This is a genomic window from Duganella sp. CT11-25, from assembly GCF_047302815.1.
In the GTDB taxonomy this organism is placed as follows: Bacteria; Pseudomonadota; Gammaproteobacteria; order Burkholderiales; family Burkholderiaceae_D; genus Rugamonas.
The window spans coordinates 1,522,230-1,536,497 of sequence record NZ_JBKBFD010000001.1 but is presented as its reverse complement, the minus strand read 5'-3'; the positions used below and the strand labels follow the sequence as shown (position 1 = coordinate 1,536,497).

General features: G+C 63.1%; 12 protein-coding genes. 10 read left to right on the top strand and 2 right to left on the bottom strand.

Going from position 1 to position 14,268, the window contains the following annotated elements; all coding sequences use genetic code 11:
- Positions 1 to 16: 16 nt before the first annotated feature.
- The 10 genes from ACEN9F_RS06300 (at position 17) to ACEN9F_RS06255 (ending at position 13,362) form a co-directional block, all read left to right on the top strand.
- Positions 17 to 1,567 carry an alpha-N-arabinofuranosidase gene (locus tag ACEN9F_RS06300; RefSeq protein WP_413418918.1) on the top strand — a complete coding sequence of 517 codons (1,551 nt, stop codon included), beginning with the start codon at positions 17 to 19 and terminating at the stop codon, positions 1,565 to 1,567.
- Between the two features lie 4 nt (positions 1,568 to 1,571).
- Complete coding sequence (locus ACEN9F_RS06295) at positions 1,572 to 3,107, top strand: glycoside hydrolase family 43 protein (RefSeq protein WP_413418916.1); 1,536 nt, start codon at positions 1,572 to 1,574, stop codon at positions 3,105 to 3,107.
- 13 nt (positions 3,108 to 3,120) lie between these two features.
- The gene (locus ACEN9F_RS06290) at positions 3,121 to 4,143 is read left to right on the top strand and encodes an arabinan endo-1,5-alpha-L-arabinosidase (protein ID WP_413418914.1); all 1,023 of its coding nucleotides are present in this window, start codon (positions 3,121 to 3,123) and stop codon (positions 4,141 to 4,143) included.
- The gene (locus ACEN9F_RS06285) at positions 4,143 to 6,626 is read left to right on the top strand and encodes a beta-L-arabinofuranosidase domain-containing protein (RefSeq protein ID WP_413418912.1); all 2,484 of its coding nucleotides are present in this window, start codon (positions 4,143 to 4,145) and stop codon (positions 6,624 to 6,626) included. The genes ACEN9F_RS06290 and ACEN9F_RS06285 overlap by 1 nt, the downstream gene beginning before the upstream one ends.
- A gap of 109 nt (positions 6,627 to 6,735) precedes the next feature.
- Positions 6,736 to 7,698, top strand: coding sequence for an ABC transporter substrate-binding protein (locus ACEN9F_RS06280; RefSeq protein ID WP_413418910.1), 963 nt, complete (start codon positions 6,736 to 6,738; stop codon positions 7,696 to 7,698).
- A 3-nt stretch (positions 7,699 to 7,701) separates the two neighbouring features.
- Positions 7,702 to 9,249 carry a sugar ABC transporter ATP-binding protein gene (locus tag ACEN9F_RS06275; protein WP_413418908.1) on the top strand — a complete coding sequence of 516 codons (1,548 nt, stop codon included), beginning with the start codon at positions 7,702 to 7,704 and terminating at the stop codon, positions 9,247 to 9,249.
- Between the two features lie 100 nt (positions 9,250 to 9,349).
- Positions 9,350 to 10,381 carry an ABC transporter permease gene (locus tag ACEN9F_RS06270; protein ID WP_413426988.1) on the top strand — a complete coding sequence of 344 codons (1,032 nt, stop codon included), beginning with the start codon at positions 9,350 to 9,352 and terminating at the stop codon, positions 10,379 to 10,381.
- On the top strand, positions 10,381 to 11,367 hold the full coding sequence (gene yjfF, locus ACEN9F_RS06265; protein ID WP_413426986.1) for a galactofuranose ABC transporter, permease protein YjfF: 987 nt from the start codon (positions 10,381 to 10,383) through the stop codon (positions 11,365 to 11,367). Before ACEN9F_RS06270 ends, yjfF begins: the two co-directional genes overlap by 1 nt.
- Before the next feature lie 25 nt (positions 11,368 to 11,392).
- The gene (locus ACEN9F_RS06260) at positions 11,393 to 12,367 is read left to right on the top strand and encodes a glycoside hydrolase family 43 protein (RefSeq protein WP_413418906.1); all 975 of its coding nucleotides are present in this window, start codon (positions 11,393 to 11,395) and stop codon (positions 12,365 to 12,367) included.
- A gap of 56 nt (positions 12,368 to 12,423) precedes the next feature.
- Positions 12,424 to 13,362, top strand: a complete 939-nt coding sequence (locus ACEN9F_RS06255) for a LysR family transcriptional regulator (protein WP_413418904.1) — start codon at positions 12,424 to 12,426, stop codon at positions 13,360 to 13,362.
- Here ACEN9F_RS06255 and ACEN9F_RS06250 read toward each other — a convergent pair.
- Both ACEN9F_RS06250 and ACEN9F_RS06245 read right to left on the bottom strand, forming a co-directional pair.
- Positions 13,359 to 13,778 (bottom strand): response regulator, encoded by a 420-nt coding sequence (locus tag ACEN9F_RS06250; RefSeq protein ID WP_413418902.1) that lies wholly within the window; start codon positions 13,776 to 13,778, stop codon positions 13,359 to 13,361. The genes ACEN9F_RS06255 and ACEN9F_RS06250 overlap by 4 nt on opposite strands.
- Positions 13,771 to 14,262: a GAF domain-containing protein gene (locus ACEN9F_RS06245; RefSeq protein ID WP_413418900.1), complete on the bottom strand. Its 492-nt coding sequence runs from the start codon at positions 14,260 to 14,262 to the stop codon at positions 13,771 to 13,773. The genes ACEN9F_RS06250 and ACEN9F_RS06245 overlap by 8 nt, the downstream gene beginning before the upstream one ends.
- Positions 14,263 to 14,268: the final 6 nt, after the last annotated feature.

Genomic DNA, 14,268 nt, shown 5'->3' with positions numbered 1-14,268 from the left:
ATAAAGGAGATTTGAAATGAATCACATCAAACGTGGCGTACTTGCCTTGTGCCTGCTGGCCTCCGGCGGCGTGTTTGCCGCCGACGCGGTGAGCCTCACTATCGACACCGCCAAGCCGGGCGCCGTCATCAACAAGGATGTCTACGGCCAGTTCGCCGAGCACCTGGGTACCGGCATCTATGAAGGCATGTGGGTTGGTCCGAAGTCCAAGATCCCCAACACCAAGGGCTGGCGCAACGACGTGCTCGGCGCGCTGAAAGCCATGCACGTGCCGCTGGTGCGCTGGCCGGGCGGCTGCTTCGCCGACGAGTACCACTGGAAGGACGGCATCGGCGCGCGCGAGAAGCGTCCCGTCAAGGTCAACACCAACTGGGGCGGCGTGGAAGAATCCAACGCCGTCGGCACGCACGAGTTCTTCGACCTGGTCGAGCTGTTGGGCGCGGACGCCTACGTCAACGGCAACCTGGGTACCGGCAGCAGCCAGGAGATGTCGGAGTGGGTCGAGTACATGACCTCCGACAGCAAGTCCACGCTGGCCAACCTGCGCCGCAAGAACGGCCGCGACAAGCCGTTCAAGGTCAAGTACTTTGCGGTCGGTAACGAGGCCTGGGGCTGCGGCGGCAATATGTCGCCTGACTACTATGCAGACTTGTACAAGCAAACCGAGACCTTCCTGCGCGCGCCCAAGGACTACCGCCCGCAGATGCTGGCCAGCGGCGGCAATGACAACGATACCGCCTGGACGGAAACGCTGAGCCGCCGCCTGAAAGGCCAGACCACCGGCATCAGCTTCCACTACTACACCATCCCTACCGGTAAGTGGGATGTGAAGGGTGCCGCCACCGGCTTCAAGGAAAACGAATGGTTCGCCACGCTGTCGAACACCCTGCGCATGGACGATTTCATCGTCCGCAACGTGGCGGTGCTGGACAAGAACGATCCTGAGAAGAAGATCGGCTTCATGGTCGATGAATGGGGCACCTGGTACGACGTCGAAAAGGGTACCAACGCGGGCTTCCTGTTCCAGCAGAATACCCTGCGCGATGCGGTTGTCGCTGCGCTTAACTTCAACATCTTCCACACCCATGCGGACCGCGTGCGCATGACCAATATCGCGCAGATGGTCAACGTGCTGCAGTCGATGATCATCACCGACAAGGACAAGATGGTGCTGACGCCGACCTACTACGCATACCAGATGTATGCGCCGTTCCAGGGGGCGACCTCGCTGCCGCTGAAGCTTGATAACAATCCGCAGTACGCGTTGGATGGCAAGAGCATTCCCGAGATCAGCGCATCGGCCGCGCGCGGCGCGGACGGCAAGCTGTATGTGGCCCTGGTTAACACCAATCCTGGCCGCGCCGCCGATGTAGCGCTGAACATTCCGGGTCAGGCGATCAAGGCCGTCAATGGCCGCGTGTTGACCTCCGATGCGATGGATACGCACAACACCTTCAAGTCGCCGCAAGCGATCAAGCCTATGCCGTTCAGTGCCGCTGCCGGTGCGGATGGCAAGCTGACCGTCAAGATTCCAGCCAAGGCTGTTGTCGTGGTGGCGGTGGAGTAAGCGCATGGATGAAGTCCTGATCTCGCGCCGCAAGGCCATCGCCGGCGGCGTCGCGCTGCTGCTGGCAGGCTGCGGCGGCGGGGGAGGTGGCAGCACGCCAACTCCGACACCGACGCCAACACCGACGCCAGCGCCGACGCCGACGCCGACGCCGACGCCGAGCATCGTCACCTTCGCGGAAGCGTCGGTGCACGATCCATCCGTGATCAAGGTGGATGGCACGTTCTACGTGTTTGGCTCGCACCTGGCTGCGGCCAAGTCGGCGGACCTGATGAACTGGACCAAGATCGCCGACGGCGTCACCGCGACCAACCCGCTGTTCAACAACGTCGTCACCTCGCTGGCGGACACCTTCGCCTGGGCGCAGGTGACCGACCTGTGGGCGCCGGATGTGGTCAAGCTGGCCGACGGCAAGTTCTATCAGTACTACTGCGCATGCAAAGGCGATTCCCCTCGCTCGGCGCTGGGTCTCGCGGTGGCGGACAAGGTCGAAGGCCCTTACGTCAACAAGCAGATCCTGCTCAAGTCCGGGATGTGGGGACTGCCGGGCGAAGACGGCGTCACGATCTACGATGCGCTGACAATGCCGAACGTGGTCGATCCGAACACCTTCTTCGACAAGGACGGCAAGCTGTGGATGATCTACGGCTCGTACTCGGGCGGCATCTTCATCCTGGAGATGGACGCCGCGACCGGCTTGCAGAAACCGGGGCAGGGCTATGGCAAGCATCTGCTGGGCGGTAACCATAGTCGCATCGAAGGCGCGTATGTGATGTACAGCCCGCAGTCCAGGTTCTACTATATGTTTACGTCCTTCGGCGGGCTGGATGCCAACGGCGCGTATAACATGCGTGTCGCGCGGTCGCTCAGTCCGAACGGGCCGTATGTGGACGCGAAGGGCACCGACATGGCCACGGTCAAGTCCAACCCGGCATTGCCGCTGTTCGACGACGCCAGCATCGCGCCGTTCGGCCAGAAGATCATGGGCAACCACCAGTTCGCGCTGGCGGAAGGCGAGACTGGCACGCCGCTGGGCTATGTATCGCCGGGCCACAACTCGGCATACTATGAAGCCTCGACCGGTCAGTACTTCCTGATCTTCCACACGCGCTTCCCGAACACGGGCGAGCTGCACCAGATCCGCGTGCACGAGATGTTCATTAACGCCGATGGTTGGCCTGTGGTGGCGCCGTTCCGTTACGCGCCGCTGAGCAAGAGCGCGGCCGTGCTGTCGGCCGAGGTGACTGCCGCCGATGTTGTGGGCAGCTACAAGATGATCAACCACGGCAAGGACATTTCGACGGCCATCAAGGCGTCGCAGGTGGTCAAGCTGGCGGCGGATGGCACGGTTTCAGGTACCGCAACCGGCACGTGGAAGCATGACGGCAGCAACAAGATCACCATTTCGCTTGGCGCGACCGGGACTTTCGTTGGCGTGCTGTCGCGCCAGTGGAATACCAACGCCAGCGCGTTTGTGGTGACGTGGACGGCGCAATCGGTGGACGGCGTGTCCATCTGGGGCGCCCGTACCGGCAACTAAGAAGAGGTTAGCAATGAAGTCTGTTTTATCGACGGTGGCGTTCGCACTGGGCATCGCGGCGCTTACGGCCTGCGCCGCCAAGGAAGTCAGCGTGCACGATCCGGTGATGGCGAAGGAGGGCGATACCTATTACGTCTTCAGTACGGGACCAGGCATCACCTTCTACAGCTCGACCAATATGAAGGATTGGACACCGGAAGGCCGCGTCTTCAAGGACCAGCCGGTATGGGCCAAGAAGGCTGCGCCGAGTTTCGACGGCCATATCTGGGCGCCGGATGTGCATTTCAAAAACGGACAATACTATTTGTACTATTCCGTTTCCGGATTCGGCAAGAACACCTCCGGCATCGGCGTCACCGTCAATAAAACGCTGAACCCGCGTTCTCCCGACTACCGCTGGGAAGACAAGGGCATGGTATTGCAGTCCGTGCCTTTGCGCGACGACTGGAATGCGATCGATCCCAATATCGTTGAAGACGGCAAGGGTAATACCTGGATGTCGTTCGGCTCCTTCTGGAGCGGCCTGAAACTGGTCAAGCTCAACGCCGAGCTGACCGGGCTGGCGGAGCCGCAGGAATGGCACGCTATCGCCAGCCGCTCGCGCGGCAAGTCGGTCGCGACCGCCGAAGCCGGACCGGACGAGATCGAGGCGCCGTTCATCTTCAAGAAGGGCGATTACTACTACCTGTTCGCATCGTTCGGGCTTTGCTGCCGCAAGGGCGACAGCACCTATAATGTGGTGGTTGGCCGGGCCAAGGACGTCACCGGCCCCTACATCGACAAGGCTGGCGTCGATATGTTGAAAGGCGGCGGCTCGCTGCTGATCGCCGGCGACAAGGACTGGAAGGGCCTGGGTCACAACAGCGCCTACACCATGGACGGCAAGGACTATCTGGTGCTGCACGCTTACGAGACCGCCGATAATTATCTGCAGAAGCTCAAGATCATGGAAATGAAATGGGACGCCAACGGCTGGCCGCAGGTCGACCAGGCGGACCTGAACAAGTACCGCAGCACCCAGCTGCCCGCGAGATAATGGCGCCGGCGCTCCATAAACCGGCACGCCGGCGCACCTTGCAACTGGCCGCCGCCGCAATGGCGGCTGTGGCGTCGCCGCTATCGCGCGCCACCGCGACAGCGGCCGGCAACGGCGCAGGCAATGGTGGTGACGGCGCGGCCACCCGCGCCGGTCAACCCGCACCAGGCCGCGCCGACGCGCGCCTGGCCGGCCCGGTCGCGCTGTTCCCCCTGTCCGCCGTGCGGCTGGGCGCAAGCCCCTTCCTGGAAGCCCAGCAGACCGACCTGCGCTACATCATGGCGCTGGATCCGGATCGCCTGCTGGCGCCGTTCCTGCGTGAAGCCGGCTTGCCGCTCAAGCAGCCGACCTACGGCAACTGGGAATCCAGTGGCCTGGATGGCCACATGGGCGGCCACTACCTGTCTGCATTGGCGTTGATGTACGCCGCCAGCGGCGACGCCGAGGTGCTCAAGCGCCTGAACTACAGTGTGGCGGAACTCAAGCGCTGCCAGGGCGCCAACGGCGACGGTTACATCGGCGGCATACCCGGCGGCGCAAGCGCGTGGCGGGATATCGCACAAGGTAAACTGCAAGCCGATAACTTCTCCGTCAACGGCAAATGGGTCCCGTGGTACAACCTGCACAAGGTCTATGCCGGCCTGCGCGACGCCTACAACTACGGCGGCAACAAGGATGCGCGCGCGATGCTGGTCGCGCTGTGCGACTGGACGCTGGAGCTGACCTCGCACCTGAACGAAGAGCAGATGCAGTCCATGCTGCGCAGCGAACATGGCGGCATGAACGAGGTGCTGGCCGACGTCTCGCAGATGACGGGCCAGCAGAAATACATGGATCTGGCGATTCGCTTCTCGCACCAAGCGATATTGCGTCCGCTGGAGGAGGGCAAGGACCAGCTCACCGGCCTGCACGCCAACACGCAGATTCCCAAGGTGATAGGCTTCAAGCGCATCGGCGATATCACCGGCCGGCGGGACTGGCAAAAAGCCGCGCAGTTCTTCTGGCAGACGGTGCATGATCACCGCACGGTCGCCATCGGCGGCAACAGCGTCAAGGAGCACTTCCACAGCGATAAGGACTTCTCGTCCATGATCGAAGAAGTGGAAGGCCCCGAAACCTGCAACACCTACAACATGCTCAAGCTTACCGAGCTGCTGTTCTCCGGTGACGCCAAAGGCAGCTACGCCGATTACTACGAGCGAGCGCTATACAACCATATTCTGTCGTCGCAGCGTCCGCGCAGCGGCGGCTTCGTCTACTTTACGCCGATGCGGCCGAACCACTACCGCGTCTACTCGCAGCCGCAGCAAGCCATGTGGTGCTGCGTCGGCTCCGGCATCGAAAGCCACGCCAAGTACGGTGAATTCATCTACGCGCATCGCGGCGACCAGCTATACGTCAACCTGTTCATCCCGTCGACGCTGGACTGGCGCGAGCAGGGCGTATCGCTGCGCCAGGCCAACCGCTTCCCCGATGAAGACACCAGCACCATCACAGTCAAGGGCAACAAGACCTTCACGCTGAAGATCCGCTATCCCGAATGGGTGGAGCAGGGCGCGTTGCGCATCGCCGTCAACGGCAAGCAGATCGCGGCCAGCATCGGCGCGGACCGCTACGTCAGCGTGCGCCGGCTGTGGCGCGACGGCGACAAGGTCGAGATCCGCCTGCCGATGAAAACCCATCTGGAGCAGATGCCGGACAAGTCCAGCTACTACGCGGTGCTGCACGGCCCCGTCGTGCTGGCGGCGAAGACCGATCCATTCCCGAACGAGAAGCTGAACTACCTGGCCGACGATTCGCGCATGGGCCATATCGCCTCCGGGCCGGTATGCCCGCTGGAGTCGGCGCCGGTGCTGGTCAGCGACAGCGCTGCCTTCAGCGACCGCTTCCGCCCTGTGGCCGGCCGGCCGCTGACCTTCACCGCGCCGGGACTGGTGCAGGGCAAGCAGGCCGGTACCACCACCTTCGTGCCGTTCTTCCGCGTGCACGATGCGCGCTACGTGATTTACTGGCCATACTCCACGCCCGGCGACCTGGAATCCCGACGCGCCAAGGCGGCCGAGGACGAGGCCGAGCGCCTGGCGCTGGACGCGAAAACCATCGACCAGGTGGCGCCTGGTGAGCAACAGCCGGAGTCGGATCATTTCTTCAAGGCCGACGGCGCCGACGCGGGCATCAACAAGGGCAAGCATTGGCGCCATGCCAGAAATTGGTTCAGCTACGACCTGACCGACCGGAAGGGCGAAGCGCGGACCCTGCGGCTGACGTATTCGACGCTGGATGCCGGCCGCCGCTTCGACATTCTTGTCAACGGGAAACTACTGGCCGAGGTCACGCTGGACGCGAAGGCACCGCAGGAACTCTACAGCCGCGACTACGCGATCCCTGTGGGAAGCGCGGTCGATGGCAAGCTGGTGGTCAAGTTCGTCGCCCGGAGCGGCTCGATCGCGGGCGGTCTGTACGGCCTCCGATTGCTGCGCTGATATACCAAAATCGATATCGAAGAGTGCAAAAATATCATTGGATAGATATTTGTGTTTCTCATAGTATGTATCCAAGAACATACATAAAAATCCATCAGGAGACCTTGCTATGACATGCAATCGCAGAACCGTATTGGCCGCCGCGTTCGTCGCCGCCTTCACCCTGAACACCCCGGCTTTCGCGGCCAAGCCGCTGGTGATCGGCTTCTCGCAAGTCGGCGCGGAGAGCGAATGGCGCACCGCCAATACCGTATCGATCAAGGACGCCGCGAAGAAGGAGGGCATCACCCTCAAGTTCGCCGACGCCCAGCAAAAGCAGGAGAACCAGGTCAAGGCGATCCGCTCCTTCATCGCCCAGCGCGTCGATGTGATCGCGTTTTCGCCGGTGGTGGAATCGGGCTGGGACACGGTCCTGCGCGAAGCCAAGGCCGCCAAGATTCCCGTCATCCTGACTGACCGCGCGGTCAACGTCAGCGATCCTTCGCTGTACGTGACCTTCATCGGTTCCGACTTCGTTGAAGAAGGCCGCCGCGCCGCCCGCTGGCTGGTGGAGCGCGCGAAGAAAACGCCCGATACCGTTTTGAATATCGTTGAGCTGCAAGGCACCGTCGGCTCCGCGCCCGCGCTGGACCGCAAGAAGGGCTTTGAAGAGATCATTGCCGGCAATCCGAAGCTGAAGGTGATCCGCTCGCAGACCGGCGACTTCACCCGCGCCAAAGGCAAGGAAGTGATGGAAGCCTTCCTCAAGGCCGAGGGCAAGAAGATCAATGTGCTGTACGCGCACAACGACGACATGGCCATCGGCGCGATCCAGGCGATCGAGGAAGCCGGCATGAAGCCGGGCAAGGACATCATCGTCATCTCGATCGACGGCGTCAAAGGCGCGTTCGAGGCGATGATCGCCGGGAAGCTGAACGTGACGGTGGAATGCAGCCCGCTGCTCGGCCCCCAGCTGATGCAGATCGCGCGCGACGTGGTGGCCAACAAGCCTGTACCTAAGCGCATTACGACCCAAGAAGGCGTGTTCCCGGCTGAAGTCGCGGCCAAGGAATTCCCGAACCGTAAATACTAAACGATGAGTACTCTCACTTCCGCGCCTGCGCCGGTGCTGGAGCTGCGCGGCATCAGCAAGGCTTTCACCGGCGTGCAGGCGCTGAGCGGCGTATCGCTCAACCTGTATCCGGGCGAGGTCCATACGCTGATGGGCCAGAACGGCGCCGGCAAGTCCACCCTGATTAAAGTACTGACCGGCGTGTATGCGCCGGACCAGGGCCAGATCCTGCTGGAAGGCCAGGCGATCCATCCGGCCTCCACGCTTGATGCGCAGAACCTGGGCATCAGCACGGTGTACCAGGAAGTGAATCTCTGCCCGAACCTGTCGGTGGCGGAGAATATCTTTATCGGCCGCTATCCGCGCAAGCTGGGGCGCATCGACTGGCGCGGCATGCAGCAGCAGGCCACCGAGCTGCTGGAGCGCATGCAGGTCCGCATCGATGTGACGATGCCGCTGGCGCACTATCCTCTGGCGATCCAGCAGATGGTGGCGATCTCGCGCGCGCTGCTGGTGTCGGCCAAGGTGCTGATCCTCGATGAGCCGACTTCCAGTCTCGACGAGAAGGAAGTCGACCTGCTGTTCAGCGTCCTGCGCGGCCTGCGCGAGCAGGGCATGGCGATACTGTTTGTCACGCACTTCCTGGACCAGACATACGCGATTTCGGATCGCATCACCGTGATGCGCAACGGCGAGCGCGAAGGCGAGTACCTGTGCAGCGAGTTGTCGCGGCTTGAGCTGGTCAACAAGATGGTCGGCGCGCCTGCCGGCAGCGATGCTCCCGGCGCGGCCGCCGCGTCGTCGGCGGGCGATGCGGCTTCGGCCCCGTCCAGGTTCGCGACCTTCCTGCGCGCCCTTGGACTGGGCCGCAAGGGCGCGTTGACGCCGATGGATATTGAGCTGCGCCAGGGGGAACTGCTGGGCCTTGCCGGCTTGTTGGGCTCCGGCCGCACCGAGGCGGCGCGTTTGCTGTTCGGCGCCGACAAGGCGGACAGCGGCAGCATCACCATCGACGGCAAGGAACAAAGCTTCACGTCGCCGCGTGATGCGATTGCCGCCGGCATCGGCTTCTGCTCGGAAGACCGCAAGCACGAAGGCGCGATTCTTGAACTGTCCGTGCGCGAGAACCTGATCCTGGCTTTGCAGGCCCGTACCGGCATCATGCGCGCCATCCCGTTGAAGCGTCAGCAGCAGCTGGCGGAAGAATACGTCAAGGCGCTGGGCATCAAGACCGCCAGCATCGAGACACCTATCGGTTCCCTGTCCGGCGGCAACCAGCAGAAGGTCTTGCTGGCGCGCTGGCTGGTGACCGAGCCGAAGCTGTTGATCCTCGACGAGCCGACGCGCGGCATCGACGTGCGCGCCAAGCAGGAAATCATGGACTACGTGTCGGCGCTGTGCCGCAAGGGCATGTCCATCCTGTTCATTTCGTCCGAGCTGCCGGAGGTGCTGCGCGTCAGCGACCGCATCGTCGTCATGCGCGACCGCAAGGCGGGCGGCGAGTATCCGCGCGGCGCGCTGGACGAAACCTCCGTGCTGCAAGTGATCGCTGCGGGAGATGCGCATGAATAGCCCACGCAGCGAGCTGTCCGCGCCATCCGGTGCAACCGCCGCGCGCCCTGCGCCGCCGGTCGGTCCGGCCGGCGCTTCCATTAACACATCCAAAGTACCCATGTTTGTGCGTCACCCACTTTTCCGGCCGCTGGCCGCGCTGGCGATCCTGCTGCTGATCGACCTGATCATGATCCCCGGCTTCTTCCACCTGGAGATCAAGGACGGCCACCTGTACGGCAGCCTGATCGACATCGCCAACCGCGCCGCGCCTTTGGTGCTGGCCGCGCTCGGCATGACGCTGGTGATCGCCACGCGCGGCATCGACATCTCGGTCGGCGCCACAGTCGCCATCAGCGGCACGGTCGCGGCGATGCTGATCGGCGGTACGATGGTGATGGAAAACGGCGTGCCCGAATACGTCGCCAACACGCCGATGGTTTGGGCGCTATGCGCCGCCATGGGCGCGGCCCTGCTGTGCGGCGCCTGGAACGGCGTGCTGGTCGCGGGCCTGGGCCTGCAGCCCATCGTCGCCACGCTGATCCTGATGGTGGCGGGGCGCGGCCTGGCGCAGCTGCTGACCGACGGCCAGATCGTCACCGTCTATTACAAGCCGTTCTTCTTCCTCGGCAGCGGCTATCTGTTTGGCCTGCCGTTCTCGATCTACATCGTGGCCGCCGTGTTCCTGGTGACCGCGCTGTTGATGCGCAAGACGGCGCTGGGCCTGTTCATCCAGTCGGTCGGCATCAACCCGGTCGCCGCGCGGCTGGCCGGCTTGAAAACGGCCGTGCTGATCTTCTTCGTTTATGTGTTCTGCGGTGCCTGCGCCGGGCTGGCGGGCCTGATGATCACCTCGAACATCAAGAGCGCGGACGCCAACAACGCCGGCCTGCTGCTGGAGCTGGACGCCATCCTGGCCGTCACGCTGGGCGGTACCTCGCTGGCCGGCGGGAAGTTCAGCCTGGCCGGCAGCGTCATCGGCGCGCTGATCATCCAGACGCTGACCTACACCATCTATTCGCTCGGCCTGCCGCCGGAAGTGAATATGGTGGTCAAGTCGGTGGTGGTGTTCCTGGTCTGCCTGTCGCAGTCGGCCGAATTCAAAACCATGTGGCGCCGTGTGTTCCCGGCCCGCGCAAAAGGTAACGCATGATGAGTACCATGACGCTTTCCGGACGTTCGCTGACGTCGTCGCCGTATTTCACCTCGCTGGTCACGGTGCTGCTGCTGGTTGTGCTGCTGGGCGCCGGCGGCTGGGCGTATCCCGGCTTCCTGTCGGAGCAGGTGCTGTTCAACCTCCTGATCGACAACGCCTTCCTGCTGGTGATCGCGGTCGGCATGAGCTTCGTCATCATCTCCGGCGGCATCGACTTGTCGGTCGGCTCGGTGCTGGCGCTGACCACCATGATCTCGGCCTGGCTGCTGCAGACCTGGCACTGGCCGCCGCTGGTGGTGATCGCCGTCGCGCTGGCGATCGGCGCCGGCTTCGGCGCCGCGATGGGCGCGCTGATCCACTACTTCAAGCTGCAGCCCTTCATCGTCACGCTGGCCGGCATGTTCCTGGCGCGCGGCCTGTGTTACCTGATCAGCATTAACTCGATCACCATCGACGACCCGATGTTCGTCGCCGTCTCGCAGGCGCAGCTGCCGGTGCTGGGCGGCTTCATCTCGCCGGGCGCGCTGATCGCCCTGATCACGCTGGCCGTCGCCATCTACGTCGCCCACTGCACGCCGTTCGGCCGCGCCATCTACGCGGTCGGCGGCAACGAGCAGTCGGCGTTGATGATGGGTTTGAGGGTAGGGCGCACCAAGGTGCTGATCTACGCCTTCAGCGGTTTTTGCGCCGCGCTGGCAGGTGTGCTGTTCTCGTTCTACATGCTGTCCGGCTATGGCTTGCATGCGCAGGGCACGGAACTGGACGCGATCGCGGCCGTCGTCATCGGCGGCACGCTGCTCAGCGGCGGCTACGGCTATGTGGCGGGTGCGCTGTCCGGTGTGCTGGTGCTGGGCGCGATCCAGACGCTGATCGCCTTCGACGGCACGCTCAGCTCGTGGTGGACCAAGATCGTGATCGGCGGCCTGCTGTTCATTTTCTGCGTCGTGCAGCGCCTGATGGCGATCGGCGCCGCCAAAAAATAATAATGCATTAAACCTGGAGAGCGCTTTGAAAAAGAGTCTGTTGAAATTTGCCGCCATCGCAGCGGCAGGCCTGATGGTGAACATGGGAGCCGCGCAGGCGGCCAACCCATTGTTCCCCAAGCTGTTCACCGCCGATCCGTCGGCCTTCGTCGAAGACGGCGTGGTCTACCTGTATGTCGGCAATGACCAGGCGGCGGCGACGGACAAGGACTATGTGATGAAGGAATGGCGCCTGTACAGCAGCTGCGACATGAAGAACTGGACCGACCGCGGCTCGCCGATCAAGCCGTCCGCGTTCAAATGGGCGATCGGCAAGGTCGACGCCTGGGCGGCCGACATCACCAAGCGCGATGGCAAGTACTATTTCTACGCGACGGTCGATCACGCGACCATTCCAGGCCGCGCTATCGGCGTCGCCGTGTCCGACAAGCCGGAAGGTCCGTTTGTCGACGCGCGCGGTTCCGCGCTGGTCACCAACGACATGACGCTGGAAACGCCGATCGCGTGGGACGACATCGACCCTGGCATTTTCCAGGACGATGACGGCCAGGCCTATCTCTACTGGGGCAACACGGTCCTCAAGTACGCCAAGCTCAAAGCCAATATGACCGAATTCGATGGTCCGATCCACACCGTCGGCATGGACCGCTTCACCGAGGCGCCTTACCTGCACAAGCACAAGGGCACTTACTACCTCTCGTACTCGCGCGATTTTCCTGAAGAGACGGCGTACATGACCGGCCCGAGTCCGGCCGGCCCGTGGAAGTACCAGGGCGTGATCATGTCGAAGAACGCCAAGGTCAAGACCATCCACCAGGCCATCGTCGACTTCAACGGCAAGTCCTACATCTTCTACCACAACGCCAAACTGCCGGGCGGCGGCGAGTACCGCCGTTCGGTCGCGGTGGAGGAGTTTGCGTACAACGCCGACGGCACCATCCCGTTCATCAAGCAGACCAAGGAAGGCCCGGCGGCCAATCCTGGTGCGGCGTGCAAGTGATATCCGAACAGTCGGTATTGCGTAATCATTAATATCGATTGTGATATCATTTTCCCATGGAAACTAACCCAAACTGGTTCTTGCGCGCGCGCCTCAAGACGCGCCAGCTGCTGCTGCTGATCGCGCTCGACGAACAACGCAATATCCACCGCGCTTCCGAAGAACTGCACATGACGCAGCCGGCGGCGTCCAAGCAGCTCAAGGATCTTGAGGAGATGCTGGGCGTGCAGCTGTTCGACCGCCTGCCGCGCGGTATGGAGCCGACCATCTACGGCGAAACGATGATACGTCACGCCCGCATGGCGCTGACCAGCCTCTCGCTGGCGCACGAGGACATCGTCGCCATCAAGGCCGGCTTGAGCGGGCAGGTGGACATCGGCACCATCATGACGCCGGGGATCGCGCTGCTGCCGCAGGCGATCACGCGCACCAAGCTGCTGGCGCCCAAGTTGCGCATCGGCGTCGAGATGGAGCAGTCCAACATCCTGCTGGAGCAATTGCAGCGCGGACGGCTGGACTTCATGATCGGCCGTATTCCCGAGCGCCAGAGCGCCGAGGGCCTGAGCTACGAGGAACTGGGCGATGAGCCGGCGTGCGCGGTGGTGCGTCCCGGCCATCCGCTGCTCAAGTCCAAGAGCCTGCAGCTGCGCGATATCTACAACCAGCCGTGGATTTTGCCGCCGCAGGGCAGCATCCTGCGCGCGCGCTGCGAACTGATGTTCCGCCGCGCGGGCCTGGAGGTGCCGGTCAACGTGGTCGACACCACGGCGGTGCTGCTGATTAAGCCTCTGCTGCAGCAGACCGACGCGCTGAACGTGATGCCGATCGCGGTGGCGCGCTACTACGAATCGCAGGGCGTGCTGAATATCCTGCCGATCGAACTGCCGTGCCGCATGGACGCCTACGGCATCATCACCGTGGACGGCCACATCCTCTCCCCCGGCGCCGAGCTGCTGCTGAAGGCGGTGCGCGAAGTGGCCAAGGAGCTTTACTAGTACTGGCGGGCGTCCGGGGCGAAGGTGGCGAAGGCATCCAGCAGCACCTTGGCGCGGAAGGGTCTGAGGATCACCCGGCTGACCCGGCGCTCCCGCAATTCCCTCAGCAGGTCGGTAGTGGCGCGGTCCACCATGACGGCGATCGGTATCGTCGGCACGCTGGCCGAGCCGCCGTTGCGGACTTTGTCCAGCAGCGACAGGTTGTATTCGCAGCCGCTCGCCAATCCGCAATCGAGCGAGATCACCGCGCCGTGAAAGGAGCGCTCACGCAGCATGCATTCGGCCGCTTCCACCGTGGCCGCTTCATGCACCGTCCCCAGTCCCAGCGAACGCGCCGTCAGCGACACCGTCTTGCGCAGCAGCGATTGCTCTTCCACCAGCAGCATGTCGAGGTTTTTGTTCGCGTTTTCAGGCATGTCGGGTCTCCAGCTCTTCCAGCAGCAGGTCGCGCAGCGTCGACAGGATCGCCAGCTCGGTGACGTCCAGTGTACGCGGCTTATGGTCGACCAGGCATAGCGTACCGACCGCGAAGCCGGATGCCAGTTTCAATGGCGCGCCGGCGTAAAAGATCACGTACGGTTCACCGGTGACGATGGGGTTGTCGGCGAAGCGCTCGTCGGCACGCGAATCGGGTATCACGAAAATATCCGGCTGCAGGATCGCGTGGCCGCAGAAAGAGATGTCGCGCCCCGTCTCACAGGCGTCCAGGCCGACGTTGGCCTTAAACCACTGGCGGTTTTCGTCGATCAGCGACAGCAGCGCTATCGGCATGTCGAATTCCTCGGCCGCGAACCGCACCACCTTGTCGAAGCGCTCTTCCGGCGGCGTGTCGAGTATCAGCAGCTCGCGCAGCGCGGCCAGCCGTTCTTTGTCATTGGCGGGAATCGGGGCAGCTAGCATGGGAGA

Coding starts and splice junctions, on each gene's coding strand:
- ACEN9F_RS06300 (WP_413418918.1), top strand. CDS start 17: ATGAATCACATCAAACGTGGCGTACTTGCCTTGTGCCTGCTGGCCTCC.
- ACEN9F_RS06290 (WP_413418914.1), top strand. CDS start 3,121: ATGAAGTCTGTTTTATCGACGGTGGCGTTCGCACTGGGCATCGCGGCG.
- ACEN9F_RS06270 (WP_413426988.1), top strand. CDS start 9,350: ATGTTTGTGCGTCACCCACTTTTCCGGCCGCTGGCCGCGCTGGCGATC.
- ACEN9F_RS06250 (WP_413418902.1), bottom strand. CDS start 13,778: ATGCCTGAAAACGCGAACAAAAACCTCGACATGCTGCTGGTGGAAGAG.
- ACEN9F_RS06245 (WP_413418900.1), bottom strand. CDS start 14,262: ATGCTAGCTGCCCCGATTCCCGCCAATGACAAAGAACGGCTGGCCGCG.
- ACEN9F_RS06255 (WP_413418904.1), top strand. CDS start 12,424: ATGGAAACTAACCCAAACTGGTTCTTGCGCGCGCGCCTCAAGACGCGC.
- ACEN9F_RS06275 (WP_413418908.1), top strand. CDS start 7,702: ATGAGTACTCTCACTTCCGCGCCTGCGCCGGTGCTGGAGCTGCGCGGC.
- ACEN9F_RS06285 (WP_413418912.1), top strand. CDS start 4,143: ATGGCGCCGGCGCTCCATAAACCGGCACGCCGGCGCACCTTGCAACTG.
- ACEN9F_RS06295 (WP_413418916.1), top strand. CDS start 1,572: ATGGATGAAGTCCTGATCTCGCGCCGCAAGGCCATCGCCGGCGGCGTC.
- yjfF (WP_413426986.1), top strand. CDS start 10,381: ATGAGTACCATGACGCTTTCCGGACGTTCGCTGACGTCGTCGCCGTAT.
- ACEN9F_RS06280 (WP_413418910.1), top strand. CDS start 6,736: ATGACATGCAATCGCAGAACCGTATTGGCCGCCGCGTTCGTCGCCGCC.